The following is a 25,791-nucleotide window of genomic DNA, read 5'->3' as shown; positions in this document are numbered from 1 at the left end:
GGTGAAACAGGGCCCGGTGCCGGTAACGGGCAGCGGTCTGGCGGGCGCGGGGCGAGGAATACTGCGCTCCAGCTCTTCACGCTGTTGCTGGTTCTTTAATAACAGTTCCTCCTGCTGCTGACGCACTGTGTCCCGGTCAGCAGGAGTAAGGGGGGCTGCATGGCTCAGAGAGCAAAAAAATAACGAGCAAAAAAAGACGGCTTTGCTGTAATAGCGCATATAAAAGGATAATATTTTTCTGGTTTTCTACAGTATGCCAGTTTTGGAGCAATAGGGAATAGTCTCAAAAAGAGGGCTACTATTATTGGTAGCAATATTTGTGTTAAGTTTAAAAAAATAAACCCCGTTACGACGAAGAGCGTCATATCTGAAATTTTTATTATTTCCTCATCATTTCTTCTTTCACAATATATTAACCACCCATCCCAATAGTTAGATATAAACATCAGCTAGCAGTGCAGATTAAATTACCCGTTGCATTCATCGTGCTGCAAATTCTGATGGCGCCTGATAACTCAGCGCTGAATATGGAGGCATGCGTGATAACTTCGTTGAAGCGATCAAACAACAGCATGACGATACCTGTATGGAAAAGCATTGGCAGGGTAAAAGGAGGATAACATCAGGAAAATCTGGAGCGGGCGAAGGGAATCGAACCCTCGTATAGAGCTTGGGAAGCTCTCGTTCTACCATTGAACTACGCCCGCTTTGAGGTGCGTAAGGCATTATAGACCTTACACACCTTCATACAAGCCTCTTCGCAACTAACCGGCGATAAAATAATCACTTAGCACTTCGGTTTGCTGCCTGGCGCAGGAAGATAACGCTGCGGGTCGATGGCCGTCGCCTTATAACGAATCTGGAAATGCAGCTTCACCGCGTCCGTACCGGTGCTGCCCATGGTGGCAATCTTCTGCCCGGCTTTGACGTTCTGCCCGTTGTTGACCAGCATCGTGTCGTTGTGCGCATAGGCCGTGATGTAGTCTTCGCCATGCTTAATCATGATCAGGTTACCGTAGCCGCGCAGCTGGTTACCGACATACACCACCTTCCCTGCCCCGGAGGCATAAACCGGCGTACCGCGTGCAGCCGCGATATCAATACCTTTGTTACCCCCCTCAGACAGGGAGTACGGCAGCACCACTTTACCGCTGGCAGGCCAGACCCAGCAGCGTTGACCGACCGGCGGCCAGGACGACTGCGGCACCGCGTAAGACGGCGTCACTTTGGCTGTTTTGCCTTTCGAAGAGGATTTTTTACCCAAGGACGATCCGCCGCTAACCTTCAGCTGCTGTCCCACCTCGATGGTGTAGGGCGGAGAGAGGTTATTCAGCCGCGCCAGATCCTTCACGCTGGTCCCCGTCGCGCGCGAAATCCGGTACAGCGTATCCCCGCGCTTAACGGTATAGATCGAACCGGAATAGCTGCCCATATCCGACGATTTGCTCCCGGAACAGCCCGCCAGTAATAGCGTCAGCGTCAGGCAAAAAATGGCGGTGATGGGGTTTCTCGTCAGGCTTCCTGCAAACAAAACAGATCCTCGGTCAGCGTGAATGGCGCACTATGATAACAGCCAAAACGAATATGGGTCATGCCCTTTTCCGCTCTACGAGCCAAACCGTTCGTATAAGAATGCCGTATAATGATCCGGCTGATGGTGCTGAACCACTCGGCATTTTGGCACTGGAGCATCAATGAGTATTCAAGAACACGTTATTTTGGTAAACGACCAGGGAATGGTGATTGGCACTCAGGAAAAATACGCCGCGCACACCTTACATACCCCGCTGCATCTGGCGTTCTCTTCCTGGCTTTTTAACGCAAACGGCGAATGTCTGATCACCCGACGCGCCTTAACCAAAAAAGCCTGGCCCGGCGTCTGGACCAACTCCGTCTGCGGCCACCCGCAGTCCGGCGAAGAGACGATACAGGCGATAATCCGCCGCTGCCGCTTTGAAGTGGGCGCTGAACTGGCCGATATCACCGCCGTCGCCCCTGAATTTCGCTATCGGGAAACCGACCCGTCCGGGATCGTGGAAAACGAGATTTGCCCGGTATTCGCTGCCCGCATCACCAATGACGTGACGATAAACGAAGATGAAGTGATGGACTATCAGTGGGTTGAGCTGGACGCGTTATTCCGCGCGCTGGACGCGACGCCCTGGGCCTTTAGCCCGTGGATGGTCATGGAAGCGACAACTGCCCGCGATAAGCTCAAAGCCTTCGCGGCGCAATAAAAAAGCCCCTTTCGGGGCTTTTTTTACATCTTAACGTCTTATTTCACCGGGCGCATCGCCGGGAACAGGATCACGTCGCGGATGGTGTGGCTGTTGGTGAACAGCATGACCATACGGTCGATACCAATACCCAGACCCGCCGTTGGTGGCAGGCCGTGCTCCAGCGCGGTCACGTAGTCTTCGTCGAAGAACATCGCTTCGTCGTCGCCTGCAGCTTTCGCATCTACCTGGTCCTGGAAACGCTGAGCCTGGTCTTCCGCATCGTTCAGCTCGCTAAAGCCGTTGCCGATTTCACGGCCGCCGATGAAGAATTCGAAGCGATCGGTGATTTCCGGGTTCTCGTCATTACGACGCGCCAGCGGAGAGACTTCAGCCGGGTATTCGGTGATGAAGGTCGGCTGAATCAGGTGCGCTTCGGCCACTTCTTCGAAGATCTCGGTCACGATACGGCCCAGACCCCAGCTCTTCTCAACCTTGATACCGATGCTTTCGGCGATCGCTTTCGCAGAGTCGAAGTTATCCAGATCCGCCATGTTGGTTTCCGGACGGTATTTCTTGATCGCTTCACGCATGGTCAGTTTTTCGAACGGCTTGCCGAAGTCGAAGACCTCTTCACCGTAAGGAACCTGCGTGGTGCCCAGAATGTCCTGCGCCAGGGTGCGGAACAGGGATTCGGTCAGTTCGATCAGATCTTTGTAATCCGCGTACGCCATATAGAGTTCCATCATGGTGAACTCTGGGTTATGACGAACGGAAATACCTTCGTTACGGAAGTTACGGTTGATTTCGAACACGCGGTCGAAACCACCGACCACCAGACGCTTCAGGTACAGTTCCGGCGCGATACGCAGGTACATGTCCAGGTCCAGGGCATTGTGATGGGTGATGAACGGACGCGCAGACGCACCGCCAGGGATCACCTGCATCATTGGGGTTTCCACTTCCATAAAGTCGCGGTTGACCATGAACTGGCGGATACCGGCCATGATCTGGGAGCGAATTTTGAAGGTCTTGCGGGAGTCATCGTTAGAGATGAGATCCAGGTAGCGCTGACGATAGCGCGCTTCCTGATCCTGCAGGCCGTGGAATTTGTCCGGCAGCGGGCGCAGGGCTTTGGTCAGCAGACGCAGCTCGGTGCAGTGGATAGACAGTTCACCGGTTTTGGTTTTGAACAGTTTACCTTTCGCGCCCAGGATATCGCCCAGGTCCCACTTCTTGAACTGCTCGTTGTAGATGCCTTCCGGCAGGTCGTCACGGGAAACGTACAGCTGAATACGGCCGCCCACGTCCTGCAAGGTCACGAAGGAGGCTTTACCCATGATACGACGGGTCATCATGCGGCCTGCAACGGCCACTTCGATGTTCAGCGCTTCCAGCTCTTCGTTCTCTTTAGCGTCGAAGTCAGCGTGCAGTTGGTCTGAGGTATGGTCACGACGAAAATCGTTCGGGAACGGCACGCCCTGCTCGCGCAGCGCTGCCAGCTTCTCGCGGCGGGTTTTCAGTTCGTTGTTAAGATCGACTACCGCGTCAGCGCCCTGTGCTTGTTGTTCAGACATGTTGGTTCCTCATAACCCTGCTTTCAAACTTGCTTCGATAAATTGGTCCAGGCTGCCGTCCAGCACCGCCTGCGTGTTGCGGGTTTCAACCCCGGTACGCAGGTCTTTGATGCGGGAGTCATCAAGGACGTAAGAACGGATCTGGCTGCCCCAACCGATGTCGGACTTGTTGTCTTCCATCGCCTGTTTCTCAGCATTTTTCTTCTGCATCTCCAGCTCATAAAGCTTCGCTTTCATCTGCTTCATGGCCTGGTCTTTGTTCTTATGCTGGGAACGGTCGTTCTGGCATTGCGTTACCGTGTTGGTTGGAATGTGGGTAATACGCACCGCAGATTCCGTACGGTTAACGTGCTGACCACCCGCACCGGAGGCGCGGTAAACGTCGATACGCAGGTCTGCCGGGTTAATTTCGATATCAATATCTTCATCAACTTCCGGGTAAACAAACGCGGAGCTGAAGGAGGTATGACGGCGGCCACCGGAGTCGAACGGGCTCTTACGCACCAGGCGGTGAACGCCGGTTTCGGTACGCAGCCAGCCGTAGGCGTAATCGCCAATGATCTTGATGGTGACGGATTTCAGACCCGCGACTTCACCTTCAGACTCTTCGATAATTTCGGTTTTGAAGCCGCGCGCTTCTGCCCAACGCAGATACATACGCGTCAGCATGCTGGCCCAGTCCTGCGCTTCGGTGCCGCCAGAACCAGCCTGAATATCGAGATAGCAGTCAGCGCTGTCGTATTCGCCGGAGAACATACGGCGGAACTCAAGCTGCGCCAGCTTCTCTTCCAGCACGTCGAGTTCTGCCACGGCTTCGTTAAAGGTTTCTTCGTCGTCGGCTTCGACGGCCAGCTCCAGCAAACCGGAAACATCTTCCAGCCCCTGGGCCATTTGATCCAGCGTATCTACGATAGCTTCTAGAGAGGAACGCTCTTTACCCAGCGCCTGTGCGCGTTCAGGTTCGTTCCAGACGTCCGGCTGTTCCAGCTCGGCGTTTACTTCTTCAAGACGCTCTTTCTTGGCATCGTAGTCAAAGATACCCCCTAAGAACGTCAGAGCGCTCCGTGAGGTCCTGAATACGGTTTTTTACCGGATTAATTTCAAACATGGTCTGTTTTCTTTTATGGACTTGTCAAAATGCGGTGATAAGAGCGGGATTGTACCGAATCCACGCCCTTTTTTATAGAGATTACTGCCGCTAAATTGGCCAGATATTGTCGATGATGATCTGAAGGGTGCGGTTACCGCGAAACTCGTTGATGTCCAGTTTGTACGCCAGCTCAACCTCGCGCACGCCGTTGTCCGGCCATACCGCCGTGTCAACGTTGAAGGCGATGCCGTCCAGCAGCGGACCACCGCCCACGGGTTCGACCATCACTTTCAGATGACGTTCGCCGACGATACGCTGCTGCAGCAGGCGGAAACGCCCGTCGAACAGCGGTTCCGGGAACATCTGTCCCCACGGACCGGCATCGCGGAGCATTTGCGCCACGTCCATCGTCATCTCAAGCGGTGAAAGCTCGCCATCGGACACCACTTCCCCCTGCAGCAGGGCTGGGTCGATCCAGTCGGTGACCAGTTCACCAAACAGCCGCTGAAACTCGTCGAACTTCGCCTCTTCCAGCGACAGGCCTGCCGCCATCGCATGGCCGCCAAACTTGATCATCAGACCCGGGTGAAGCGTATCAAGACGCTCCAGCGCATCGCGCATGTGCAGACCCTGAATCGAACGGCCAGAGCCTTTCAGCGTGCCGTCGCCCGCGGGGGCGAACGCGATCACCGGACGGTGGAAACGCTCTTTAATACGCGATGCCAGAATGCCGACCACGCCCTGATGCCACTCAGGATGGTACATCGCCAGGCCGCCCGGCAGCGTATCGCCGCTGCGCTCAAGCTTTTCGCACAGGGTCAGCGCTTCGGCCTGCATCCCCTGCTCAATCTCTTTGCGGGTCTGGTTCAGCGCGTCAAGCTCGTTGGCCAGCACGCGTGCTTCACCAATGTTATCGCACAGCAGCAGCGCCACGCCGACGGACATATCGTCCAGCCTTCCGGCTGCGTTAAGACGCGGCCCGAGGGCAAAGCCCAAATCGCTTGCCGCCAGCTTGAGCGGATCGCGGTTAGCAATCTCCAGCAGCGCCTTGATCCCCGGACGGCACTTGCCTGCACGGATGCGGCTTAAGCCCTGCCAGGTCAAAATGCGGTTATTGGTATCGAGCGGTACCACGTCCGCGACGGTACCCAGCGCCACGAGATCGAGATATTCGGCCAGATTCGGTACGGCAATACCGCGGGAGTCGAACCAGCCCTTATCGCGTAACAGGGTACGCAGCGCCAGCATCAGATAAAACGCCACGCCCACGCCTGCGAGGGATTTCGATGGGAAATCGCAGTCGCGCAGGTTGGGGTTAATAATCGCTTCCGCATCCGGCAGCGTTTCGCCCGGCAGGTGGTGATCGGTGACCAGCACCGGGATCCCCAAAGCGTGAGCATGATCGACGCCCGCATGGGAAGAGATCCCGTTATCGACGGTCATGATCATCTGTGCACCACGGGCATGGGCCTGATCGACCACTTCCGGACTGAGACCGTAGCCGTCTTCAAAACGGTTCGGCACCAGATACGTGACATTATCGCAGCCCAGCGCGCGCAGGCTGAGCACGCTCAGCGCGGTGCTGGTTGCGCCGTCGGCGTCGAAATCGCCCACCACCACAATCCGCGTTCCCTCACGAAGCGCGTTGTAGAGCATTTCAGTGGCTTTTTCGATACCGCTCAGCTGCTGCCACGGCAGCATCCCTTTCACGCTGCGTTCAAGATCCTCAGCGCTACGCACGCCGCGGCTGGCGTAGAGGCGCTTAAGCAGCGCCGGGAGATCGTCTGGCAAATCAACCGGTTCAACCGCCTCGCGGCGGCGCAATTTTATTGGGGCTTTCACGCGGATTATTTACCACCAAACTGTTTCTGGTGCGCGTCGAGGAACTCTTTCATCTCTTTCGGTCCCTGATAGCCCGGAACGACATAGCCGTTGCTCAGGACAATCGCAGGCGTACCGCTCACGCCAAACTGCACGCCGAGCGCGTAGTGGTTAGCGATATCAATGTCGCAGGAGGCTGGCTTAACGCCTTTGCCGTTCATCGCGTCGTCAAACGCTTTGTTGCGGTCTTTCGCACACCAGATCGCCTTCATGTCCTGCTCTGGCTGGCTCTGCACGCCCGCGCGCGGGAAGGCCAGGTAACGCACGGTGATGCCCAGCGCGTTGTAGTCTTTCATCTCTTCATGCAGCTTGTGGCAGTAGCCACAGGTGATGTCGGTGAAGACGGTAATGACGTGTTTTTCCTGCGCCGCTTTGTAGACAATCATCTCTTTTTCGAGCGCGTTCAGGTTTTTCATCAGCAGCTGGTTGGTGACGTTCACCGGCTGCGCGCCGCTCACGTCATACATTGGCCCCTGAATAATGTGTTTGCCGTCTTCGGTGACGTACAGCACGCCGCTGTTGGTCAGCACCGTTTTCATGCCGGCAACCGGTGCAGGCTGAATATCGCTACCGGTGACGCCAAGCTTAGCCAGCGACTGTTTGATGGCGGCGTCGTCCGCATGGGCGAAACCGGTAAATGAGGCTGCCAGCAGGGTGAACAGCGCGAAAGACTTTTTCATATGTGATCCTGTTACAATTCGTCGGCACTCACGCACGAGGGTGGTGCTGTTGGTGTAGCTGCCGCAGGCGTTCCGTCGCGACATGGGTGTAAATTTGCGTTGTGGAAAGATCGCTGTGCCCCAGCAGCATCTGCACCACGCGTAAATCAGCGCCGTGGTTTAACAGATGCGTCGCGAAGGCGTGACGCAATACGTGCGGCGAAAGCTTTTCACTGTCGATACCCGCCAGTGTGGCGTAATGCTTGATGCGATGCCAGAACGTTTGCCGCGTCATCTGCTGGGCGCGCTGGCTCGGAAACAGGACGTCGATAGACGTACCATTGAGCAGCCACGGACGACCATGCTCCAGATACGTTTCCAGCCAGTAAACCGCCTCTTCACCCAGCGGAACCAGCCTTTCCTTGTTTCCTTTACCGATGACGCGCACCACGCCCTGACGCAGGCTGATGTCGCTCATCGTCAGGCCAACCAGTTCCGAAACGCGCAAGCCGGTAGCATACAATAGCTCAAGCATGGCTTTATCGCGTAACTCCAGCGGCAGGTCAACAGCCGGTGACTGTAATAATCTCTCAACTTGTGCTTCGCTGAGATCTTTCGGCAGCCGCTGCGGAAGCTTAGGGGATGCCAGCAGCGCGCTGGGATCGTCTTCACGAATCTTCTCACGGTAGAGATGCTGGAACAGCCGACGCATGGCGCTGAGCAAACGCGCGGAACTGGTGGCTTTATAGCCCCCTGCGATACGTTCCCCAAGCAGCGCCTGCAGGTCATCACGCTGAGCGCTCGCAAGGGATAACCCCCGGTGCGCAAGCCACTCCACCAGCATGGTGAGATCGCGACGGTAGGCGCTTAGGGTGTTCTCGGCCAGATTTTTCTCCAGCCACAGCGCGTCGAGAAACTGTTCGATCAGTGCGAGATCCTTTTCCACATCAGCCCCTTTGATTCTGCAGTCAGGCCATTATGCCTGATTGCGACCGGTTTCTGGTACACTACGCGCAAAGTCAAAGCAAGAATTGAGATAGTTACGCGATGAATATTGGTCTGTTCTATGGTTCCAGCACCTGCTACACCGAAATGGCGGCAGAGAAAATTCGCGACATCATTGGCCCGGAACTGGTGACGTTGCATAACCTGAAAGATGACGCGCTTACGCTGATGGAGCAGTATGACGTGCTGATCCTCGGCATCCCGACATGGGATTTCGGCGAGATACAGGAAGACTGGGAAGCTATCTGGGACCAGCTCGATACGCTCAACCTCGACGGCAAAATCATTGCCATGTACGGCATGGGGGATCAGCTGGGTTACGGGGAATGGTTCCTGGACGCGCTCGGCATGCTGCACGACAAACTGGCGCCGAAAGGGGTGTCGTTTATCGGCTACTGGCCAACCGAAGGTTACGAGTTCACCAGTAAAAAACCGATTATTGCCGACGGCGAGCTGTTTGTTGGACTCGCGCTGGATGAAACCAATCAGTACGATCTCAGCGATGAGCGCCTGCAAAGCTGGTGCGAGCAGATCTTGGGCGAAATGGCCGAAAAGTTTAGCTAACGCGCGCTACCCCTGCGTCGTTTGTTGCAACAGCATCCGGCGCAGGTCTCGCCATTCGGCAGCATCCATACTGTCAGCCGCCAGCCACAGATGCTGGCAACGCCCGCCGTCCACCTTGCGTAGCCGTAACATCATGCCGCAGTTGAGCATCCAGGGCATACCGAGAATATCCCACTCTTTACCCTGCCAGCGCAGGCGGGAATCCATCAGTAATTTAATCTCTCCCTGACGGGCATTAATGCGACGCTGGCTGCGAACGCTGTCAAAAACGACAAACGACAGTAACAGCAGCCACAGAGGCGTATAGCTCAGCGGCCAGGGCATCAGTAACACAAAGGCCGCAACCAGGCCGTGGAGCAATAAAGACATCCACTGCGAGCGCCACGAGACGCGAAGATCAGATTGCCACAGGACCACGTTCCCGATTCCGTGTTTGAATTAATTGCACCATCCGTTGCAACTCGGTGTCGGCGGGTTTGCCGTGGTTCATCAGCCAGTTGAACAAATCCGGATCGTCAGACTCAAGCAGGCGAACAAACAGACGCTTATCGTCATCGCTTAAGCTGTCATACTCATATTCGAAGAAAGGCATGATGGAAATATCAAGTTCACGCATGCCGCGACGGCACGCCCAGTGAATACGGGCCTTGTTGTTAATATCCATGTTCAGTTTCCTGCATTACGTTTGGCACAGTCGGTACCCCGTTCAGTGTTCTTTATTTCTCTACGGGGACACCAGCTAGTGTAACGTGTTTTTGACCGTTTCATTACTGGAATATTGCGATCGCCGAGCAGGCTTCCAGAATAATCCCTACAAAGACAGCGGATTACATTATTTTGCGTAGCGCTACGCATAACCGGTTTATGGCACAAATGGTCTGTTGAAAGCGCTTGCATTGCCTGCAGGCTCTTTTACCATTAGGCATTATCAAAGCGTTAAGCAATTCAGGATATCGTTATGGCATTTACACCATTTTCTCCTCGCCAGCCCGCCGCCTCTGCGCGTCTGCCGCTGACGCTTATTTCTCTTGATGACTGGGCGCTGGCAACGCTCACCGGTGCCGACGCCGAAAAATACCTGCAGGGCCAGGTGACCGCCGACGTCAGCCAGATGACAGAACACCAGCACCTGCTGGCCGCGCATTGCGACCCAAAAGGCAAAATGTGGAGCAACCTGCGTATCTTCCGCCGTCAGGACGGCTTTGCCTTTATTGAGCGCCGCAGCCTGCAAGAGGCCCAGCTCAAAGAGCTGAAAAAGTACGCGGTCTTTTCCAAAGTCACGATCGCCCCGGACGACGAACATGTCCTGCTGGGTGTGGCCGGTTTCCAGGCCCGTGCGGCTCTGAAAAATCTCTTTAGCGAACTGCCGGATGCAGAAAAGCAGGTGGTCAGCGAAGGCGCAACCTCCATCCTGTGGTTTGAACACCCGGCGGAGCGTTTCCTGTTAGTCACGGATGCGGCAACTGCCGAACGCGTGACCGAAGCGCTACGTGGCGAAGCGCAGCTCAACAACAGTCAGCAGTGGCTGGCGTTGAACATCGAAGCGGGTCTGCCGGTGATTGACGCCGCAAACAGCGCGCAGTTTATTCCTCAGGCAACCAACCTGCAGGCGCTTGGGGGCATCAGCTTTAAAAAGGGCTGTTACACCGGCCAGGAGATGGTGGCGCGTGCAAAATTCCGCGGCGCAAACAAACGTGCGCTGTGGACGCTGGCGGGCCATGCCAGCCGTGTACCTGAAGCGGGTGAAGACTTAGAGCTGAAGATGGGTGATAACTGGCGCCGCACCGGCACCGTGTTAGCCGCCGTACAACTGGATGATGGACGTCTTTTGGTTCAAGCCGTCATGAACAACGACATGGAAGCCGACAGCGTGTTCCGCGTGCGTGACGATGCGAATACGTTGAGTATTGAGCCGCTGCCGTACTCTCTGGAAGAGTGACGCTGTATCGCCCGGTGGCGCTGCGCTTACCGGGCCTACTTATCCCGTAGGTCGGGTAAGGCGAAGCCGCCACCCGACAAAAATACTACGCCTGCCCCACATACAGATAAATCGCCAAAAAGTGGCACACGCTGCCGCCCAGCACAAAGCCGTGCCAGATGGCATGGTTGTACGGGATGCGCTTGCAGACGTAGAAAATCACGCCGAGCGAGTACACCACGCCACCTAATGCCAGAAGCGTTACGCCCCCTACCGACAGTTTGACCGCCAGTTGATACACCACAATCAGCGACAGCCAGCCCATGGTCAGATAGGTGACCAGTGACAGCACCTTAAACCGGTGCGCTATGGTCAGCTTAAACAGGATCCCCAGCAGTGCCAGGCTCCAGATAACAATCATCAGGCCACGCGACAGCGGTGAGTTGAGCCCCACCAGCAAAAACGGCGTGTAGGTGCCTGCAATAAGAAGATAGATAGCACAGTGGTCAAATTTCTTGAGCCACGTCTTGGCCCGCTGATGCGGGATCGCGTGATACAGCGTCGACGCCAGGAACAGCAGGATCATACTCCCGCCATACAGGCTGTAGCTGGTAATGGCCATTGCGCTGGCATTGGCGTCAACCGCCTGCACCAGCAATAACACTAAACCGACAATCCCAAACACCAGGCCAATGCCGTGGCTGATGCTGTTGGCTACTTCCTCAGCCAGCGAATATCCCTGTGCGATTAATGGTCTGCTCACCATACAAAACTCCGGGAAAACAAAAGATGATTATTCATCGCATAACTATGCTAACTGAGAATGATTCCAGTGAACACCTGTTAGCTAAAAAAAATTCATTTCAAAATTTATACCTAAAAATCATAGATATAAAGAAATCTTTCACCTAACAATTGTTCACATTAAAATTTAATCATTATGAATCAAGAGCATAAAAAGAGGATCCTGCCGTCTGGGTGCATGTTATGATGTGACGATGAGGTCAGAATGAGAGTTATGCCATTGTGAGTATGTTCACCCACTCCGCCATTGCCAGTCTCAATAACCTGGAGATGATGGTCTACAACTATGTCATAAAAAATCGTGACAAAGTCATGTACATGACCATCCGCGAGCTGGCGGATGCGGCAGACGTCTCAACCACCACTATCCTGCGCTTTTGCCGCAAGCTTAACTGCGAAGGCTATTCTGAATTCCGCGTGCGCTTTAAGCTTTATCTTGAGCAGAACGAACCCCAGCAGGCAAACTTCGGTGCCAGCGAAATTATCAGCTTTTTTAAAAGCGTGAATAATGAAGAGTTCGACGCGTTATTAGATAATGCGGTAGATATTATTTTATCGTCCGAGCGAATTATATTTGTCGGTGCCGGAACATCGGGTTCGCTGGCAAAATATGGCGCACGCTTCTTTTCTAATATCGGGAAATTCAGTAACCATATTGATGATCCTTATTTTCCGGTCACCAATGATATGGCGAAAAATGCGCTGGCGATTGTGCTCTCCGTCTCGGGCGAGACCGAGGAGATCCTGCGCTTCGCCAGCCAGTTCAGCCTGCATCACTGCAAGGTGCTCTCCATTACCAGCCACGAGCACTCGCGTCTCGCAAAACTGGCGGATTTTAATCTCTCCTGGCATGTTCCTCAGACGCGTATTGCAGGCGTCTACGACATCACCACGCAAATTCCCGTCATTTATATTCTGGAATCTCTCGGGCGTAAACTGGCGAAGAAACTCACAGAATAAAACACCCTGTTTTTTTGGTGTAACAAATCACATTTACTGTGAATTGTTATATCGTGACATTTAATTTCGCTTTGCTAGACTCGATGCCAATAAGCCATTTATTGAGAATAGCAGCGATGAAAAAATTGACCTTACCAAAAGATTTTTTATGGGGCGGCGCGGTTGCGGCTCACCAGGTTGAAGGCGGCTGGAACAAAGGCGGCAAAGGGCCAAGCATTTGCGACGTATTAACCGGCGGCGCGCACGGCGTCCCGCGCGAAATCACGCAGGAAGTAGTGCCGGGTAAATACTACCCAAACCACGAGGCCATCGACTTCCACGGCCACTATAAAGAAGACATCAAGCTGTTTGCCGAGATGGGTTTCAAATGCTTCCGCACCTCTATCGCCTGGACGCGCATCTTCCCGAAAGGTGACGAAACGCAGCCAAACGAAGAGGGTCTGAAGTTTTACGACGACATGTTCGACGAGCTGCTGAAGTACAACATCGAACCGGTGATCACCCTCTCCCACTTCGAAATGCCGCTGCACCTGGTGCAGGAGTACGGTAGCTGGACCAACCGTAAAGTGGTCGATTTCTTTGTGCGCTTCGCGGAAGTGGTATTCGAGCGCTACAAAAACAAGGTCAAATACTGGATGACCTTCAACGAAATCAATAACCAGCGTAACTGGCGCGCACCGCTGTTCGGTTACTGCTGCTCGGGCGTGGTCTATACCGAACATGACAATCCGGAAGAGACCATGTACCAGGTCCTGCACCACCAGTTTGTGGCCAGCGCCCTGGCGGTGAAAGCCGCGCGCCGCATCAACCCGGAGATGAAGGTCGGCTGCATGCTGGCGATGGTGGCGCTCTATCCGTTCTCCTGCAAACCGGAAGACGTGATGTTCGCCCAGGAATCCATGCGCGAGCGCTATGTCTTTACCGACGTCCAGCTGCGTGGTTACTACCCGTCCTACGTGCTGAACGAGTGGGAGCGCCGCGGCTTCTCCATCAAAATGGAGGCAGGCGACGAGCAGATCCTGCGTGAAGGTACCTGCGACTACTTAGGTTTCAGCTACTACATGACCAACGCGGTGAAAGCAGAAGGCGGTACCGGCGATGCCATTTCCGGCTTCGAAGGCAGCGTGCCGAACCCGCACGTGAAGGCGTCCGACTGGGGCTGGCAGATTGACCCGGTGGGCCTGCGTTATGCCCTGTGTGAACTGTACGAACGCTATCAGAAGCCGCTGTTTATCGTGGAAAACGGGTTCGGCGCCTACGATAAGGTGGAAGAAGACGGCAGCATCAACGACGACTATCGCATCGACTACCTGCGTGCCCACGTGGAAGAGATGATCAAAGCCGTCACGCACGATGGCGTGGATCTGATGGGCTATACGCCGTGGGGCTGCATCGACTGCGTGTCGTTCACCACCGGCCAGTACAGCAAGCGCTACGGCTTTATCTACGTAAATAAACACGACGACGGCACGGGCGACATGTCGCGTTCGCGTAAGAAGAGCTTTAACTGGTATAAGGAAGTGATTGCCAGCAACGGCGAGGCGCTGTAATTTTTTTGCCCGGTGGCGCTGCGCTTACCGGGCCTACACGAACAGTAGGCCGGGTAAGGCGAAGCCGCCACCCGGCTTATTTCCCACCGGCCAACTCTAAAAAACTGCCCGTTACGTACGACGCCTTCTCGCTCAGCAGCCAGACAATCGCCTGCGCCACCTCTTCCGGCTGGCCGCCGCGCTGCATCGGTAGCAATGATTTCACGCGATCCACCCGCCCCGGCTCTCCACCGGACGCATGAATATCGGTATAAATCAGCCCCGGACGTACGCAGTTGACGCGAATACCCTGCGCCGCCACCTCCAGCGATAGCCCGGTTGTCAGCGAATCCACCGCCCCCTTGGACGCGGCATAATCCACATATTCACCCGGCGCGCCCAGACGCGACGCCGCGGAAGAGACGTTCACTATCGCCCCACCCTTGCCGCCATGTTTGAAGGACATGCGTTTTACCGCTTCCCGACAGCAGAGAAAGTAGCCCGTGACGTTGGTCGCCAGAACGCGGTTAATGCGCTCAGCGGAGAGATTCTCGATAGTGGATTGCTCAAACAGAATGCCCGCATTATTGACCAGCGCACGAAGCGGCTCGCCTTCACGATCGAGGCTGTCAAACATCGCCAGCACCTGGGCTTCATCACTGATATCCGCGCGGACGGCAAACGCTTTACCCCCCGCATCCACAATCTGCTTGATGACGTCCGTCGCGGCTTTAATGTTGTGATGATAGTTCACCGCCACGGTGTAGCCCTCACGCGCCAGCTGCAGCGCGGTGGCTTTCCCAATGCCCCGGCTGGCGCCGGTGACCAGTGCAATTGCCATTCGCTTCTCCCAATAAAAAAGCCGGGTGGCGGCTTCGCCTTACCCGGCCTACGTTACTACATCAGCAATATTACTGGTATTCGCTCATCGGTACGCAGGAGCAGAACAGGTTACGGTCGCCGTAGACGTCATCAAGACGCTTCACGGTCGGCCAGTATTTGTTTGCCACGCCTGCCGGGAAGACCGCCAGCTCGCGGGAATAGCCGTGGTTCCACTCTGCCACCATCTCGTGCTGGGTGTGCGGGGCGTTGACCAGCGGGTTATCTTCCAGCGTCCACTCGCCGTCCTGCACGCGGTCGATCTCCATGCGGATGGCCAGCATCGCGTCGATAAAGCGGTCCAGCTCGGCTTTGCTTTCAGATTCCGTTGGCTCCACCATCAGCGTACCCGCAACCGGGAACGACATGGTTGGCGCGTGGAAGCCGTAGTCGATCAGACGCTTGGCAATATCCAGCTCGCTAATGCCGGTCTGCTCTTTCAGCGGACGAATATCGAGGATGCACTCGTGCGCCACGCGACCGTCGCGGCCGGTATAGAGCACCGGGAAGGCGGACTTCAGGCGAGTCGCAATATAGTTGGCGTTCAGGATCGCCACCTGGCTCGCCTGCTTCAGCCCTTCCGCGCCCATCATGCGGATGTACATCCAGCTGATTGGCAGGATAGAGGCGCTACCGAACGGTGCCGCAGAGACCGCGCCCTGACGGGTCAGCATGCCTTCAATCTGCACCACGCTGTGGCCTGGAACAAACGGTGCCAGGTGCGCTTTCACGCCGATTGGGCCCATGCCAGGGCCGCCGCCGCCGTGCGGGATGCAGAAAGTTTTGTGCAGGTTCAGGTGCGACACGTCCGCGCCGATAAAGCCCGGAGAGGTAATGCCCACCTGAGCGTTCATGTTTGCGCCGTCGAGGTATACCTGACCGCCAAACTGGTGCACCACTTCACACACTTCTCGGATGGTCTCTTCGTACACGCCGTGGGTAGACGGGTAGGTCACCATGATGCAGGAGAGCTTGTCGCCCGCCTGCTCGGCTTTCGCACGCAGGTCGGCTAGATCGATGTTGCCGTTCTTATCGCACGCAACGACCACCACTTCCATACCCGCCATCTGGGCAGAGGCCGGGTTGGTACCGTGGGCAGAGCTTGGGATCAGGCAGATATCGCGGTGACCTTCGTTGCGGCTTTCATGGTAATGACGGATCGCCAGCAGGCCCGCGTACTCGCCCTGCGCGCCAGAGTTCGGCTGCATGCAGAGCGCGTCATAACCGGTCAATTTCACCAGCCAGTCGGAAAGCTGGTTGATCATCATGTGATAACCTTCCGCCTGCTCTGGCGGGCAGAACGGGTGCAGCTCGGAGAATTCAGGCCAGGTGATCGGGATCATCTCTGCCGCGGCGTTCAGCTTCATGGTGCAGGAGCCCAGCGGGATCATCGCCTGGTTCAGCGCCAGATCCTTGCGCTCCAGAGAGTGCATGTAGCGCATCATCTCGGTTTCGCTGTGGTAGCGGTTAAAGACCGGATGCGTCAGGATCGCGTCATTGCGCAGCATGCTTTCCTGAATGGAGCGGCTGTCGAGCGCGACCTCTTTGTCGAGCGCGTCAACGTCCAGACCGTGCGCGTCACCCAGCAGCACGCTGAACAGGTTCAGGATATCGTCGCGGGTGGTGCTTTCATCGAGCGTAATGCCGACGGCGTTGTGGATGTCGCTGCGCAGGTTGATCTCTGCCGCATTCGCGCGCGCCAGCACGGCCGCTTTGTCTGCCACGTCCACACACAGGGTGTCGAAGTAGTGAGCGTGGCGCAGCTTAAGGCCTTTCTGCTGCAGACCGCAGGCCAGAATATCGGCCAGGCGGTGAATTCGGCTGGCAATGCGCTTCAGACCAGCCGGGCCGTGGAACACGGCGTACAGGCTGGCGATGTTTGCCAGCAGCACCTGCGAGGTACAGATGTTGGAGTTCGCTTTCTCGCGGCGGATATGCTGCTCGCGAGTCTGCATCGCCATGCGCAGCGCGGTGTTACCGGCAGCATCTTTTGAGACGCCGATAATACGACCGGGCATGGAGCGTTTGAATTCATCTTTCGCGCCGAAGAACGCCGCGTGCGGGCCGCCGTAGCCCATCGGCACGCCGAAGCGTTGCGCTGAACCAAAGACAATATCCGCGCCCTGTTTGCCCGGCGCCGTCAGCAGCACCAGCGCCATAAAATCGGCGGCAACGCTGACAACCACTTTGCGGGACTTCAGCTCGGCAATCAGCGTGCCGTAGTCGTGTACTTCACCCGTCGTTCCTACCTGCTGAAGCAGCACGCCGAAGACGTCCTGGTGATCCAGCACTTTGTCAGCGTCGTCGACAATCACGTCAAAGCCGAAGGTTTCCGCACGGGTGCGCACCACGTCCAGCGTCTGGGGATGCACGTCCGCCGCCACGAAGAAGCGGTTGGCATTTTTCAGCTTGCTCACGCGCTTAGCCATCGCCATTGCTTCGGCGGCAGCGGTGGCTTCATCCAGCAGCGAGGCGGAGGCGATGTCCATACCGGTCAGATCCAGCGTCACCTGCTGGAAGTTCAGCAGCGCTTCCAGACGGCCCTGAGACACTTCTGGCTGATACGGGGTGTAAGCGGTGTACCAGCCCGGGTTTTCCAGCATGTTGCGCAGGATAACCGGCGGCAACTGCACGTTGGTGTAGCCCATGCCAATGTAAGACTTATAGCGCTTGTTCAGGCCTGCGATAGCCTTCAGCTCCGCCAGCGCGGCGAATTCCGTAGTGGCTTCCCCCACCTGAGGCGGCGTGGCAAGCTGGATGTCTTTTGGCACAATCTGGCCGATCAGTGCGTTTAATGAATCCGCGCCAACTGTCTTCAGCATCTCCTGCTGTTGCTGAGCATCCGGCCCAATGTGACGTTCAATGAAGGCGCCACGGTTTTCAAGCTGGCTTAAAGTCTGTGTCATGAGCGATGGTTCCTGAAACGTGCAGTGAATTTAAGTTCCCTCTCCCTCTGGGAGAGGGTTAGGGTGAGGGGAAGATGGGCACCCTCACCCCTGCCCTCTCCCAAAGGGAGAGGGGGATTAACAATTACTCGTCTTCTAACAGGGCTTCGTACGCGGTCGCATCCAGCAGCGCGGCAACCTGCGATTCGTCGCTGGCTTTGATCTTGAAGATCCAGCCGCCTTCATAAGGCTCGCTGTTGACCAGTTCCGGGGAGTCGCTCAGCGCGTCGTTGACGGCGACAATTTCACCGCTAACCGGTGCGTAGATGTCGGATGCCGCTTTTACGGACTCCGCCACGGCGCAGTCGTCGCCTGCGCTAACGGTTGCGCCTACTTCAGGCAGGTCAACAAACACCATGTCGCCCAGCAGCTCTTGCGCGTGCTCGGTGATCCCTACGGTGTAAGTGCCGTCCGCCTCTTTGCGCAGCCACTCGTGTTCTTTGCTGTATTTCAGTTCTGCTGGCACATTGCTCATTGAAGTTCTCCTGATAAAAATGATTAGGCGACCGGCTTACCGGCGCGAACAAAAATCGGTTTGGTCACGTTGACCGGCATTTCGCGGTTGCGGATTTGCACCACCGCCGTTTCGCCAATATCCGCCGGCACGCGTGCCAGTGCAATACTGTAGCCCAGCGTTGGGGAGAAGGTACCGCTGGTGATCACGCCTTCACGAGGATTGCCGTCGGCATCGGTAAAACGCACCGGCAGTTCACCGCGCAGCACGCCCTTCTCGGTCATCACCAGCCCCACCAGCTGTTCAGTGCCCTTCTCGCGCTGCATCTCCAGCGCTTCACGGCCAATAAAGTCGCGGTCAGCCGGTTCCCATGCGATGGTCCAGCCCATATTGGCGGCCAGCGGAGAGACACCTTCATCCATCTCCTGACCGTAGAGGTTCATCCCCGCTTCCAGACGCAGCGTATCGCGCGCGCCCAGACCCGCAGGCTTCACGCCCGCTTCCACCAGCGCACGCCAGAAATCAGCGGCCTTCTCGTTCGGCATGGCAATTTCGTAGCCCGCTTCACCGGTGTAGCCGGTGGTGGCGATAAACAGATCGCCCGCCTGCACGCCGAAGAACGGCTTCATGCCTTCGGTTGCTTTGCGCTGCTCGTCGTTAAACAGAGACGCGGCTTTCGCCTGCGCGTTCGGCCCCTGCACGGCGATCAGCGACAGATCGTCACGAACGGTGATGTCGATGGCATAAGGTTCGGCGTGTTGGGTGATCCAGGAGAGGTCTTTTTCGCGGGTGGCGGAGTTTACAACGAGGCGGAAGAAATCTTCAGTGAAGTAATAGACGATAAGGTCATCAATCACGCCGCCCGAGGCGTTCAGCATGCCGGTATAGAGCGCTTTACCCGGCGTCTTCAGTTTGGCGACGTCATTTGCCAGCAGATAACGCAAAAACTCCCGGGTGCGGCTACCGCGCAGATCGACAATCGTCATGTGGGACACGTCGAACATACCGGCATCGGTGCGCACCGCGTGGTGCTCATCAATCTGCGAGCCGTAGTGCAGCGGCATCATCCAGCCGTGGAAGTCCACCATGCGGGCGCCGCATAACACGTGTTGTTCGTACAAAGGAGTCTGTTGAGCCATCTTGTCCTCGTTGAAAAATTCACCGTGAAACCCGGTATCGGCCTCGTTCCCGAATGCCGACGCAAACGTTCTCTTTTACCTGAACTTACCACCGAAACCGGCGGTTAACCATAAGGTAAAACGGGTCATCACATTAGCTTATGACTAAAAAACGCTAAAAAGCCTACAGAGTTATTCACTGGAAAAATGCGATTAACCCCGCACAAAATTAACAATGATCTAACAGGATTTAGCACATGGTGATATTTCGTGCGGAAAAACGGGCCGAATTTCCGTAACGAGAAAAACACGACATTAGATTATCTAATGCGAAAAATGACGTGAAATTAGAATATTTCAAACGAGGGGATTTCCCCGGCGCAGAGGCCGGGAAAATAAAGTGTGACAGGGGTCTAAATTAACGTAGCCAGTCCGGCAGGTCGTTAAGACCCATCGCCTGACGGAGGAGTTGAGGTTTAACACCCGGAAGGCTGTCGGCCAGCTTGAGGCCAATGTCGCGCAGCAGTTTTTTCGCCGGATTGGCTCCGGCAAACAGCTCGCGGAAGCCCTGCATGCCCGCCAGCATCATCGCCGCGCTGTGCTTGCGGCTGCGCTCGTAGCGACGCAGGTAGAGATGCTGGCCGATATCTTTCCCTTCGCGGTGCAGGCGACGCAGCTCCTCGACCAGCTCCGCCGCGTCCATAAAGCCAAGGTTAACGCCCTGCCCGGCCAGCGGATGAATGGTATGCGCCGCATCCCCCACCAGCGCCAGACGGTGCGCGGCAAACTGACGCGCGTAGCGGCCGGTTAGCGGGAATACCTGACGCTCGCTTTCAAGCGTGCACAGGCCAAGGCGGTTATCAAACGCCACGCACAGCGCCTGGTTAAAGGCGTCCGGCGTCGCCTCCTGCATCAGCTGGGCTTTTTCCGGCACCAGGGACCAGACAATCGAGCACAGGTGCGGATCGGAAAGCGGCAGGAACGCCAGAATACCGTCGTTGTGGAAAATCTGCCGCGCCACGCCACCGTGCGGCTCCTCGGTGCGGATTGTTGCCACCAGAGCATGATGGCGGTAATCCCAGAAGGTCAGCGGGATATCGGCTTTATTCCGCAGCCAGGAGTTGGCGCCGTCAGCACCGACCACCAGACGCGCGGTCAGCATGTCGCCGCTTTGTAAGGTGATAAACGCCTCGTTTTCACCCCATGCCACCTGCTGGATCTGCGCAGGCGCAATCAGGGTCACGTCACTGCACTGCTGTGCTTTCTGCCACAGCGCGTGGTGGATCACCGCGTTTTCGATGATATGACCCAGATGGCTATAGCCCATGCTTTCATCATCAAAAGCAATATGACCAAAGCTGTCTTTATCCCACACCTCCATGCCGTGATAGCAGCTGGCGCGCTGCGCCACAATATCTGCCCAGACGCCAAGGTGCGTCAGCAATTTCTCGCTGGCGGCATTGATCGCCGAGACGCGGAGTTCCGGCGGAGCATCTGGTGCAACGGGCTGAGGCTGCTTTTGCTCCAGCACCGCCACGCGCAGGCCGCTGCCCTGTAAACCACAGGCCAGCGCCAGTCCGACCATACCGCCGCCAACGATGGCGACATCAACATTTTGCACGGTGATAACTCCTTAACGCGCGACCCAACCAAGAGTCCGCTGCGCCAGCACGTCACGTGCCGGAATGAATAATTCCATCGCCATCAGCCCGAGGTTGCGACCTGCAACCAGCGGCGCCCAACGATTGGCAAAGAGATGGACTAAGCCGTCGGTAACGCCGATTGTCGCCTCTTTATCGGCCTGACGTCGCTTCTGGTAATGGCTGAGTACCGGGTATGCGCCACAGTCTTTTTGCTCGCCCCACGCCTGCGAAAGGGTTTCCGCCAGGCTCATGACATCCCGCAGACCAAGGTTGAACCCTTGCCCCGCGATGGGGTGCAGCGTCTGCGCGGCATTACCGACAAGCGCCAGACGATGGGAGATGGACTGAGAGGCTGTCGTCAGCGAAAGCGGGTAGACCGCCCGCTGGCCAGCATGGGTAATACGCCCCAGCCGCCAGCCAAAGGCTTTCTGCAGCTCGGTACAAAAACGTTCGTCTGACCAGGCTTTAACCTCTTCAGCCTTATCCTGCGGATGACACCAGACAAGCGAACAGCGCCCGTCCGACATCGGCAGCATGGCCAGCGGACCGTGCTGCGTAAAGCGTTCAAACGCCCTGCCGTGGTGTTCTGCTGCGGTAGAGACGTTCGCAATGACCGCGACCTGCCCGTAAGGCTGCTGCCGCCACTCGACGCCGCACTGCGTGCCGAGCGCCGAACGCGAGCCGTCCGCCGCCACCAGAAGCTGACCGTCGAGAACGGTGCCATTATCGAGCGCTACGCTGACCGCATCTTCGCTGCGGCTAAAACTGGCCACGCGCGCAGGACAATGCAGCGTGACGCCCGGCGCATCCTGGAGCAGGCGGAACAGACGCAATCCGACGTCGTGCAGCTCAACAACCTGACCCAGGGCATCAATTCGGTAATTCTGCGCGTCCAGCGTGACAAACCCAGCATGACCGCGATCGCTCACGTGGACGGTGTTAATTGCCGTGGCGCAATCGGCAATGGCCTGCCAGATGCCAATGCGGGATAGCTGTTGACAGGTACCCTGTGCCAGGGCAATGGCGCGGGAATCAAAACCGGGATGATTCTTTGTCTGCGGCGCGACGGCTTCCACCAAGTGCACCGGAAGCAGGCCTTTTGTCAAATGCGAAATGGCCAGCGCCAGCGTGACCCCGGTCATACCGCCGCCAACGATAATCACGCTCATACGCGTGCCGCTGCCATCAGCGCCTCGATATCGTCAGCATTTTTCACGACGCTCGCGGTCAGGTTTTCGTTACCGGTTTCGGTAATAACGATGTCGTCTTCAATACGAATGCCAATCCCGCGGTACTCTTCAGGCACGTCGGCATCCGGCGCGATATACAGCCCCGGCTCCACGGTTAACACCATGCCCGGCTCCAGCACGCGCGAACGGTCCGTGCCGTACGCGCCAACGTCATGTACATCCAGCCCCAGCCAGTGGCTCAGGCCGTGCATAAAATACGGTCGATGCGCATTCTCAGCAATCAGGGTGTCGACATCCCCTTTCAGGATCCCGAGCCTGACCAGACCGGTAATCATGATGCGCACCACTTCACCGGTCACTTCCTGCATGGACGTTCCAGGACGATACAGCCTGAGAGCCGTCTCAAGCGACTCGAGAACGATGTCGTAAATCGCGCGCTGTGCCGGTGAGAATTTACCGTTCACCGGGAAGGTACGGGTGATATCCCCCGCGTAGCCCTGAAATTCGCAGCCGGCGTCAATCAGCACCAGATCGCCGTCGCGCAAAGCGCTTTCGTTTTCGGTGTAGTGCAGAATGCAGCCGTTTTCCCCGCCGCCAACGATGGTGTTGTAGGAGGGATAACGTGCGCCGTGTCGGTTAAATTCGTGGTGAATTTCGCCCTCCAGCTGGTATTCGAACAGCCCGGGACGGCACTTCTCCATGGCGCGGGTGTGCGCCAGGGCGCTGATTTCGCCCGCACGGCGCATCAAATTCATCTCTTCTTCTGACTTGAACAGGCGCATCTCATGCACCACCGGACGCCAGTCCGTCAGCGTGGCCGGCGCGGACAGATTCTGGCGCGAGCCTTTGCGCAGCTTATCCAGCGCGGTGAAAACAATCTCATCGGCGTACGCATATTCGCCCTGCGCGTGATAGAGCACGTCGAGGCCGTTAAGCAGCTGATAGAGCTGCTGGTTGATTTCGCTAAACGCCAGCGCGCGGTCAACGCCCAGCTTCGCCGGTGCGGCCTCCTGGCCTAAGCGGCGGCCAAACCAGATTTCAGCGGTTAAGTCTCTTACGCGGTTGAAAATCACGCTGTGGTTGTGGGTGTCATTGCTCTTAATCAGCACCAGCACCGCTTCCGGCTCGTTAAAGCCGGTGAAGTACCAGAAATCGCTGCTCTGGCGATAGGGATATTCGCTGTCGGCGCTGCGCGTCACTTCGGGCGCAGCAAAAATCAGCGCGGCGCTGCCCGGCTGCATTGTTGCCAGCAGCGCCTGACGGCGGCGCGAATACTCTTGACTCGAGATAACCATGACACCCTCCTGTGCGTTATTTTTCTTAATGTAAGGTTGGCTTGCGGACTTCCGGCGCGGTCGGCTGTGAGCGCGTGAAGTTGTCGTGGCACAGCAGTGCCGCCACGCGCACGTACTCAATAATCTCTTCAAGAGACATTTCCAGCTCTTCCTGGTCTTCGTCTTCATCGTAGCCAAGCTGGGCAATGTTGCGCAGGTCGTCGATTGCTTCACCTGCTTCACCGGTCACTTTATCCAGTTTAGGCTGCGTCACGCCCAGCCCCAGCAGATAGTGGTTTACCCAGCCGGCCAGCGCATCGGCACGATCGAACACGCTGACGTCGTCGCCTTCAGGCAGATAAAGCTGAAAAAGGAAGCCATCGTCTTCCAGCGAATCGCTGGTTGCGGCGTGCATTTTACGCAGCGCTTCCGCCAGCTCGTGACCAAACGCCAGCCCTTCATTCGTGAGGTCGTGGATCAGCGGCTGCCATGAGCTGTCGCTGTTTCCGCCGCACAGCATGCCACTGATCAGACCGTGCATTTCGGCAGGGGTTAAACCGACTCCCTGCTGGTTCAGTAACTGGTTTAAATCCTTGTAACCAGGCATTTCGTTCTGTATAGACATGAGCATTCGTCATCAAAGGGGGGAAGTTTCATGATATGCTACCACTTTGGACCCTGGTGATACCAGAAAAGGGCTTGTATCTTCACATCAGGGTAGCTATAGTGTCGCCCCTTCGCAGCCCCCGGGGCAGTAAGCGAAGGCAGCGCAGTCAATCAGCAGGAAGGTGGCATGTCTGCACAACCCGTCGATCTCCAGATTTTTGGCCGTTCACTGCGAGTGAATTGTCCGCCTGAACAAAGGGATGCTTTGAATCAGGCAGCGGACGATTTGAATCAGCGGTTGCAAGATCTAAAAGAACGCACTAGAGTCACAAATACTGAGCAGCTGGTTTTCATCGCCGCGTTGAACATCAGCTATGAACTGACTCAGGAAAAAGCGAAGACCCGCGACTACGCGGCAAGCATGGAGCAGCGCATTAAAATGCTCCAGCAGACCATAGAACAGGCATTGCTTGATCAAGGTCGCAATCCCGAAAGACCGGGACCAAAGTTTGAATAACACTTCTCAGTTGACTATGGTAGAGTAACTGTGAAGACAAAATTTCTCTGAGATGTTCGCAAGCGGGCCAGTCCCCTGAGCCGATATTTCATACCACAAGAATGTGGCGCTCCATGGTTGGTGAGCATGCTCGGTCCGTCCGAGAAGCCTTAAAACTATGACGACACATTCACCTTGAACCAAGGGTTCAAGGGTTACAGCCTGCGGCGGCATCTCGGAGATTCCCACTCTTTTCTTCTACCGATTACCATGACTCAATTCCCTGAAGTTTCTGCTTCACGCCAGGATATCCGTCAGTTAATTCGCCAGCGCCGCCGTGCGTTAACCTCCGATCAGCAAGCGCATTTTGCCCAGCAGGCCGCCGGCCGTATGATGGCGTATCCCCCTGTCGTGATGGCGCACACCGTTGCGCTGTTTCTGTCGTTTGATGGAGAGCTGGATACCCAACCGCTGATAGAACAGCTCTGGCGTGCCGGGAAGAAGGTTTATCTGCCGGTGCTGCACCCGTTCAGCGACGGTAATCTGCTGTTTCTGCACTACCACCCGCACAGCGAGCTGGTGGTGAATCGCCTGAAAATCACCGAGCCGAAACTCGACGTGCGCGACGTGCTGCCGCTGTCACAGCTGGATGTGCTGATTACGCCGCTGGTGGCGTTTGATGAACAGGGCCAGCGTTTAGGGATGGGCGGCGGTTTTTACGACCGGACGCTGCAAAACTGGCAGCAGTACGGGGTGCAGCCGGTGGGTTACGCGCATGATTGTCAGGGCGTGGAGGCGTTGCCGGTGGAGAAGTGGGATGTGCCGTTGCCGGCGGTGGTGACGCCATCGAAGTTGTGGGAGTGGTGAACCAGGCGTGCGGCCAGATGTCCTCACCCCGGCCCTCTCCCACTGTACAGTCCGGGGACATGGTAGACAGGTGTTCGGGGACATGGTGAACACTTTTTAACATCCTTTACCCATGG

24 protein-coding genes, 1 tRNA gene and 1 other RNA gene are annotated in these 25,791 nt (G+C 56.5%); 8 read left to right on the top strand and 18 right to left on the bottom strand.

What is annotated here, in order from left to right; translation table 11 throughout:
- Positions 1–633: 633 nt before the first annotated feature.
- Positions 634–707: transfer RNA gene (locus KIF87_RS22825), tRNA-Gly, on the bottom strand.
- An 80-nt stretch (positions 708–787) separates the two neighbouring features.
- Positions 788–1,531: an amidase activator ActS gene (gene actS / locus KIF87_RS22820; protein WP_213330806.1), complete on the bottom strand. Its 744-nt coding sequence runs from the start codon at positions 1,529–1,531 to the stop codon at positions 788–790.
- A 163-nt stretch (positions 1,532–1,694) separates the two neighbouring features.
- Here actS and idi point away from each other — a divergent pair, with 163 nt between their 5' ends.
- Positions 1,695–2,237 carry an isopentenyl-diphosphate Delta-isomerase gene (idi, locus tag KIF87_RS22815; protein ID WP_211438569.1) on the top strand — a complete coding sequence of 181 codons (543 nt, stop codon included), beginning with the start codon at positions 1,695–1,697 and terminating at the stop codon, positions 2,235–2,237.
- Positions 2,238–2,275: 38 nt separating this feature from the next.
- Here idi and lysS read toward each other — a convergent pair whose 3' ends face one another.
- From lysS to xerD, 5 genes are all read right to left on the bottom strand, one after another.
- Complete coding sequence (lysS, locus tag KIF87_RS22810) at positions 2,276–3,793, bottom strand: lysine--tRNA ligase (protein WP_023333300.1); 1,518 nt, start codon at positions 3,791–3,793, stop codon at positions 2,276–2,278.
- A 9-nt stretch (positions 3,794–3,802) separates the two neighbouring features.
- Positions 3,803–4,901, bottom strand: a protein-coding gene (prfB, locus tag KIF87_RS22805; RefSeq protein WP_154816141.1) for a peptide chain release factor 2 whose coding sequence is annotated in 2 segments (ribosomal slippage) — positions 3,803–4,825 and positions 4,827–4,901 — 1,098 coding nt in all. Because the reading frame shifts where the segments join, the coding sequence is not laid out codon by codon here.
- A 90-nt stretch (positions 4,902–4,991) separates the two neighbouring features.
- Positions 4,992–6,725, bottom strand: coding sequence for a single-stranded-DNA-specific exonuclease RecJ (gene recJ, locus KIF87_RS22800; protein WP_063144938.1), 1,734 nt, complete (start codon positions 6,723–6,725; stop codon positions 4,992–4,994).
- Positions 6,726–6,730: 5 nt separating this feature from the next.
- Entirely contained in the window at positions 6,731–7,444 is a 714-nt protein-coding gene (gene dsbC / locus KIF87_RS22795) for a bifunctional protein-disulfide isomerase/oxidoreductase DsbC (RefSeq protein WP_029740340.1), read from the bottom strand.
- A gap of 28 nt (positions 7,445–7,472) precedes the next feature.
- Complete coding sequence (xerD, locus tag KIF87_RS22790) at positions 7,473–8,369, bottom strand: site-specific tyrosine recombinase XerD (protein ID WP_023309098.1); 897 nt, start codon at positions 8,367–8,369, stop codon at positions 7,473–7,475.
- Positions 8,370–8,470: 101 nt separating this feature from the next.
- Here xerD and fldB point away from each other — a divergent pair, with 101 nt between their 5' ends.
- Positions 8,471–8,992, top strand: coding sequence for a flavodoxin FldB (gene fldB / locus KIF87_RS22785; RefSeq protein ID WP_023333304.1), 522 nt, complete (start codon positions 8,471–8,473; stop codon positions 8,990–8,992).
- Between the two features lie 6 nt (positions 8,993–8,998).
- On the opposite strand, the gene KIF87_RS22780 is transcribed toward fldB, so the two are convergent.
- Entirely contained in the window at positions 8,999–9,409 is a 411-nt protein-coding gene (locus KIF87_RS22780; RefSeq protein ID WP_021242050.1) for a protein YgfX, read from the bottom strand.
- Entirely contained in the window at positions 9,390–9,656 is a 267-nt protein-coding gene (gene sdhE / locus KIF87_RS22775; RefSeq protein WP_010435322.1) for an FAD assembly factor SdhE, read from the bottom strand. Before sdhE ends, KIF87_RS22780 begins: the two co-directional genes overlap by 20 nt.
- Before the next feature lie 294 nt (positions 9,657–9,950).
- Between sdhE and ygfZ the strand changes: the two genes are divergently transcribed.
- Positions 9,951–10,931: a tRNA-modifying protein YgfZ gene (ygfZ, locus tag KIF87_RS22770; RefSeq protein WP_063144937.1), complete on the top strand. Its 981-nt coding sequence runs from the start codon at positions 9,951–9,953 to the stop codon at positions 10,929–10,931.
- An 85-nt stretch (positions 10,932–11,016) separates the two neighbouring features.
- Here the strand turns inward: ygfZ and trhA are convergent, their stop codons facing one another.
- Complete coding sequence (trhA, locus tag KIF87_RS22765) at positions 11,017–11,676, bottom strand: PAQR family membrane homeostasis protein TrhA (RefSeq protein ID WP_148243533.1); 660 nt, start codon at positions 11,674–11,676, stop codon at positions 11,017–11,019.
- 266 nt (positions 11,677–11,942) lie between these two features.
- Here trhA and KIF87_RS22760 point away from each other — a divergent pair, with 266 nt between their 5' ends.
- Both KIF87_RS22760 and bglA read left to right on the top strand, forming a co-directional pair.
- Positions 11,943–12,674: a MurR/RpiR family transcriptional regulator gene (locus KIF87_RS22760; protein ID WP_063144934.1), complete on the top strand. Its 732-nt coding sequence runs from the start codon at positions 11,943–11,945 to the stop codon at positions 12,672–12,674.
- 116 nt (positions 12,675–12,790) lie between these two features.
- On the top strand, positions 12,791–14,224 hold the full coding sequence (gene bglA, locus KIF87_RS22755; protein ID WP_213330804.1) for a 6-phospho-beta-glucosidase BglA: 1,434 nt from the start codon (positions 12,791–12,793) through the stop codon (positions 14,222–14,224).
- A gap of 76 nt (positions 14,225–14,300) precedes the next feature.
- On the opposite strand, the gene KIF87_RS22750 is transcribed toward bglA, so the two are convergent.
- The 8 genes from KIF87_RS22750 to KIF87_RS22715 all read right to left on the bottom strand — a co-directional run bounded on the left by KIF87_RS22750 (position 14,301) and on the right by KIF87_RS22715 (position 24,331).
- Entirely contained in the window at positions 14,301–15,044 is a 744-nt protein-coding gene (locus KIF87_RS22750; RefSeq protein ID WP_121424594.1) for an SDR family oxidoreductase, read from the bottom strand.
- 70 nt (positions 15,045–15,114) lie between these two features.
- Positions 15,115–17,988 (bottom strand): aminomethyl-transferring glycine dehydrogenase, encoded by a 2,874-nt coding sequence (gene gcvP, locus KIF87_RS22745; protein ID WP_168980329.1) that lies wholly within the window; start codon positions 17,986–17,988, stop codon positions 15,115–15,117.
- Between the two features lie 124 nt (positions 17,989–18,112).
- Entirely contained in the window at positions 18,113–18,502 is a 390-nt protein-coding gene (gene gcvH, locus KIF87_RS22740; RefSeq protein WP_014885143.1) for a glycine cleavage system protein GcvH, read from the bottom strand.
- A gap of 23 nt (positions 18,503–18,525) precedes the next feature.
- On the bottom strand, positions 18,526–19,620 hold the full coding sequence (gcvT, locus tag KIF87_RS22735; protein WP_213330802.1) for a glycine cleavage system aminomethyltransferase GcvT: 1,095 nt from the start codon (positions 19,618–19,620) through the stop codon (positions 18,526–18,528).
- 397 nt (positions 19,621–20,017) lie between these two features.
- Positions 20,018–21,220: an FAD-dependent 2-octaprenylphenol hydroxylase gene (ubiI, locus tag KIF87_RS22730; protein WP_213330800.1), complete on the bottom strand. Its 1,203-nt coding sequence runs from the start codon at positions 21,218–21,220 to the stop codon at positions 20,018–20,020.
- Positions 21,221–21,232: 12 nt separating this feature from the next.
- Positions 21,233–22,411 (bottom strand): 2-octaprenyl-6-methoxyphenyl hydroxylase, encoded by a 1,179-nt coding sequence (gene ubiH / locus KIF87_RS22725; RefSeq protein WP_213330798.1) that lies wholly within the window; start codon positions 22,409–22,411, stop codon positions 21,233–21,235.
- Positions 22,408–23,721, bottom strand: coding sequence for a Xaa-Pro aminopeptidase (gene pepP, locus KIF87_RS22720; RefSeq protein WP_213330808.1), 1,314 nt, complete (start codon positions 23,719–23,721; stop codon positions 22,408–22,410). Before pepP ends, ubiH begins: the two co-directional genes overlap by 4 nt.
- Before the next feature lie 31 nt (positions 23,722–23,752).
- Positions 23,753–24,331: a YecA/YgfB family protein gene (locus KIF87_RS22715; protein ID WP_029739212.1), complete on the bottom strand. Its 579-nt coding sequence runs from the start codon at positions 24,329–24,331 to the stop codon at positions 23,753–23,755.
- A 168-nt stretch (positions 24,332–24,499) separates the two neighbouring features.
- Here KIF87_RS22715 and zapA point away from each other — a divergent pair, with 168 nt between their 5' ends.
- The 3 genes from zapA to KIF87_RS22700 all read left to right on the top strand — a co-directional run bounded on the left by zapA (position 24,500) and on the right by KIF87_RS22700 (position 25,675).
- Positions 24,500–24,829, top strand: a complete 330-nt coding sequence (zapA, locus tag KIF87_RS22710; protein ID WP_006811891.1) for a cell division protein ZapA — start codon at positions 24,500–24,502, stop codon at positions 24,827–24,829.
- A gap of 41 nt (positions 24,830–24,870) precedes the next feature.
- A non-coding RNA gene (gene ssrS / locus KIF87_RS22705) (6S RNA) lies at positions 24,871–25,054 on the top strand.
- 24 nt (positions 25,055–25,078) lie between these two features.
- Positions 25,079–25,675, top strand: a complete 597-nt coding sequence (locus KIF87_RS22700) for a 5-formyltetrahydrofolate cyclo-ligase (RefSeq protein WP_213330796.1) — start codon at positions 25,079–25,081, stop codon at positions 25,673–25,675.
- Positions 25,676–25,791 lie beyond the last annotated feature (116 nt).

The organism is Enterobacter sp. 120016 (assembly GCF_018383635.1).
Lineage (GTDB): Bacteria > Pseudomonadota > Gammaproteobacteria > Enterobacterales > Enterobacteriaceae > Enterobacter > Enterobacter asburiae_D.
Note: the sequence above shows the minus strand (reverse complement) of the source record. Positions and strands in the feature narration are given on the sequence as shown.

Excerpts from the sequence above, each read along its gene's own strand:
- fldB (WP_023333304.1), top strand. The coding sequence starts at position 8,471 with ATGAATATTGGTCTGTTCTATGGTTCCAGCACCTGCTACACCGAAATG.
- sdhE (WP_010435322.1), bottom strand. The coding sequence starts at position 9,656 with ATGGATATTAACAACAAGGCCCGTATTCACTGGGCGTGCCGTCGCGGC.
- trhA (WP_148243533.1), bottom strand. The coding sequence starts at position 11,676 with ATGGTGAGCAGACCATTAATCGCACAGGGATATTCGCTGGCTGAGGAA.
- dsbC (WP_029740340.1), bottom strand. The coding sequence starts at position 7,444 with ATGAAAAAGTCTTTCGCGCTGTTCACCCTGCTGGCAGCCTCATTTACC.
- bglA (WP_213330804.1), top strand. The coding sequence starts at position 12,791 with ATGAAAAAATTGACCTTACCAAAAGATTTTTTATGGGGCGGCGCGGTT.
- zapA (WP_006811891.1), top strand. The coding sequence starts at position 24,500 with ATGTCTGCACAACCCGTCGATCTCCAGATTTTTGGCCGTTCACTGCGA.
- KIF87_RS22700 (WP_213330796.1), top strand. The coding sequence starts at position 25,079 with ATGACTCAATTCCCTGAAGTTTCTGCTTCACGCCAGGATATCCGTCAG.
- gcvT (WP_213330802.1), bottom strand. The coding sequence starts at position 19,620 with ATGGCTCAACAGACTCCTTTGTACGAACAACACGTGTTATGCGGCGCC.
- gcvH (WP_014885143.1), bottom strand. The coding sequence starts at position 18,502 with ATGAGCAATGTGCCAGCAGAACTGAAATACAGCAAAGAACACGAGTGG.
- gcvP (WP_168980329.1), bottom strand. The coding sequence starts at position 17,988 with ATGACACAGACTTTAAGCCAGCTTGAAAACCGTGGCGCCTTCATTGAA.
- lysS (WP_023333300.1), bottom strand. The coding sequence starts at position 3,793 with ATGTCTGAACAACAAGCACAGGGCGCTGACGCGGTAGTCGATCTTAAC.
- KIF87_RS22760 (WP_063144934.1), top strand. The coding sequence starts at position 11,943 with ATGTTCACCCACTCCGCCATTGCCAGTCTCAATAACCTGGAGATGATG.
- ygfZ (WP_063144937.1), top strand. The coding sequence starts at position 9,951 with ATGGCATTTACACCATTTTCTCCTCGCCAGCCCGCCGCCTCTGCGCGT.
- idi (WP_211438569.1), top strand. The coding sequence starts at position 1,695 with ATGAGTATTCAAGAACACGTTATTTTGGTAAACGACCAGGGAATGGTG.
- KIF87_RS22715 (WP_029739212.1), bottom strand. The coding sequence starts at position 24,331 with ATGTCTATACAGAACGAAATGCCTGGTTACAAGGATTTAAACCAGTTA.
- KIF87_RS22750 (WP_121424594.1), bottom strand. The coding sequence starts at position 15,044 with ATGGCAATTGCACTGGTCACCGGCGCCAGCCGGGGCATTGGGAAAGCC.
- ubiH (WP_213330798.1), bottom strand. The coding sequence starts at position 22,411 with ATGAGCGTGATTATCGTTGGCGGCGGTATGACCGGGGTCACGCTGGCG.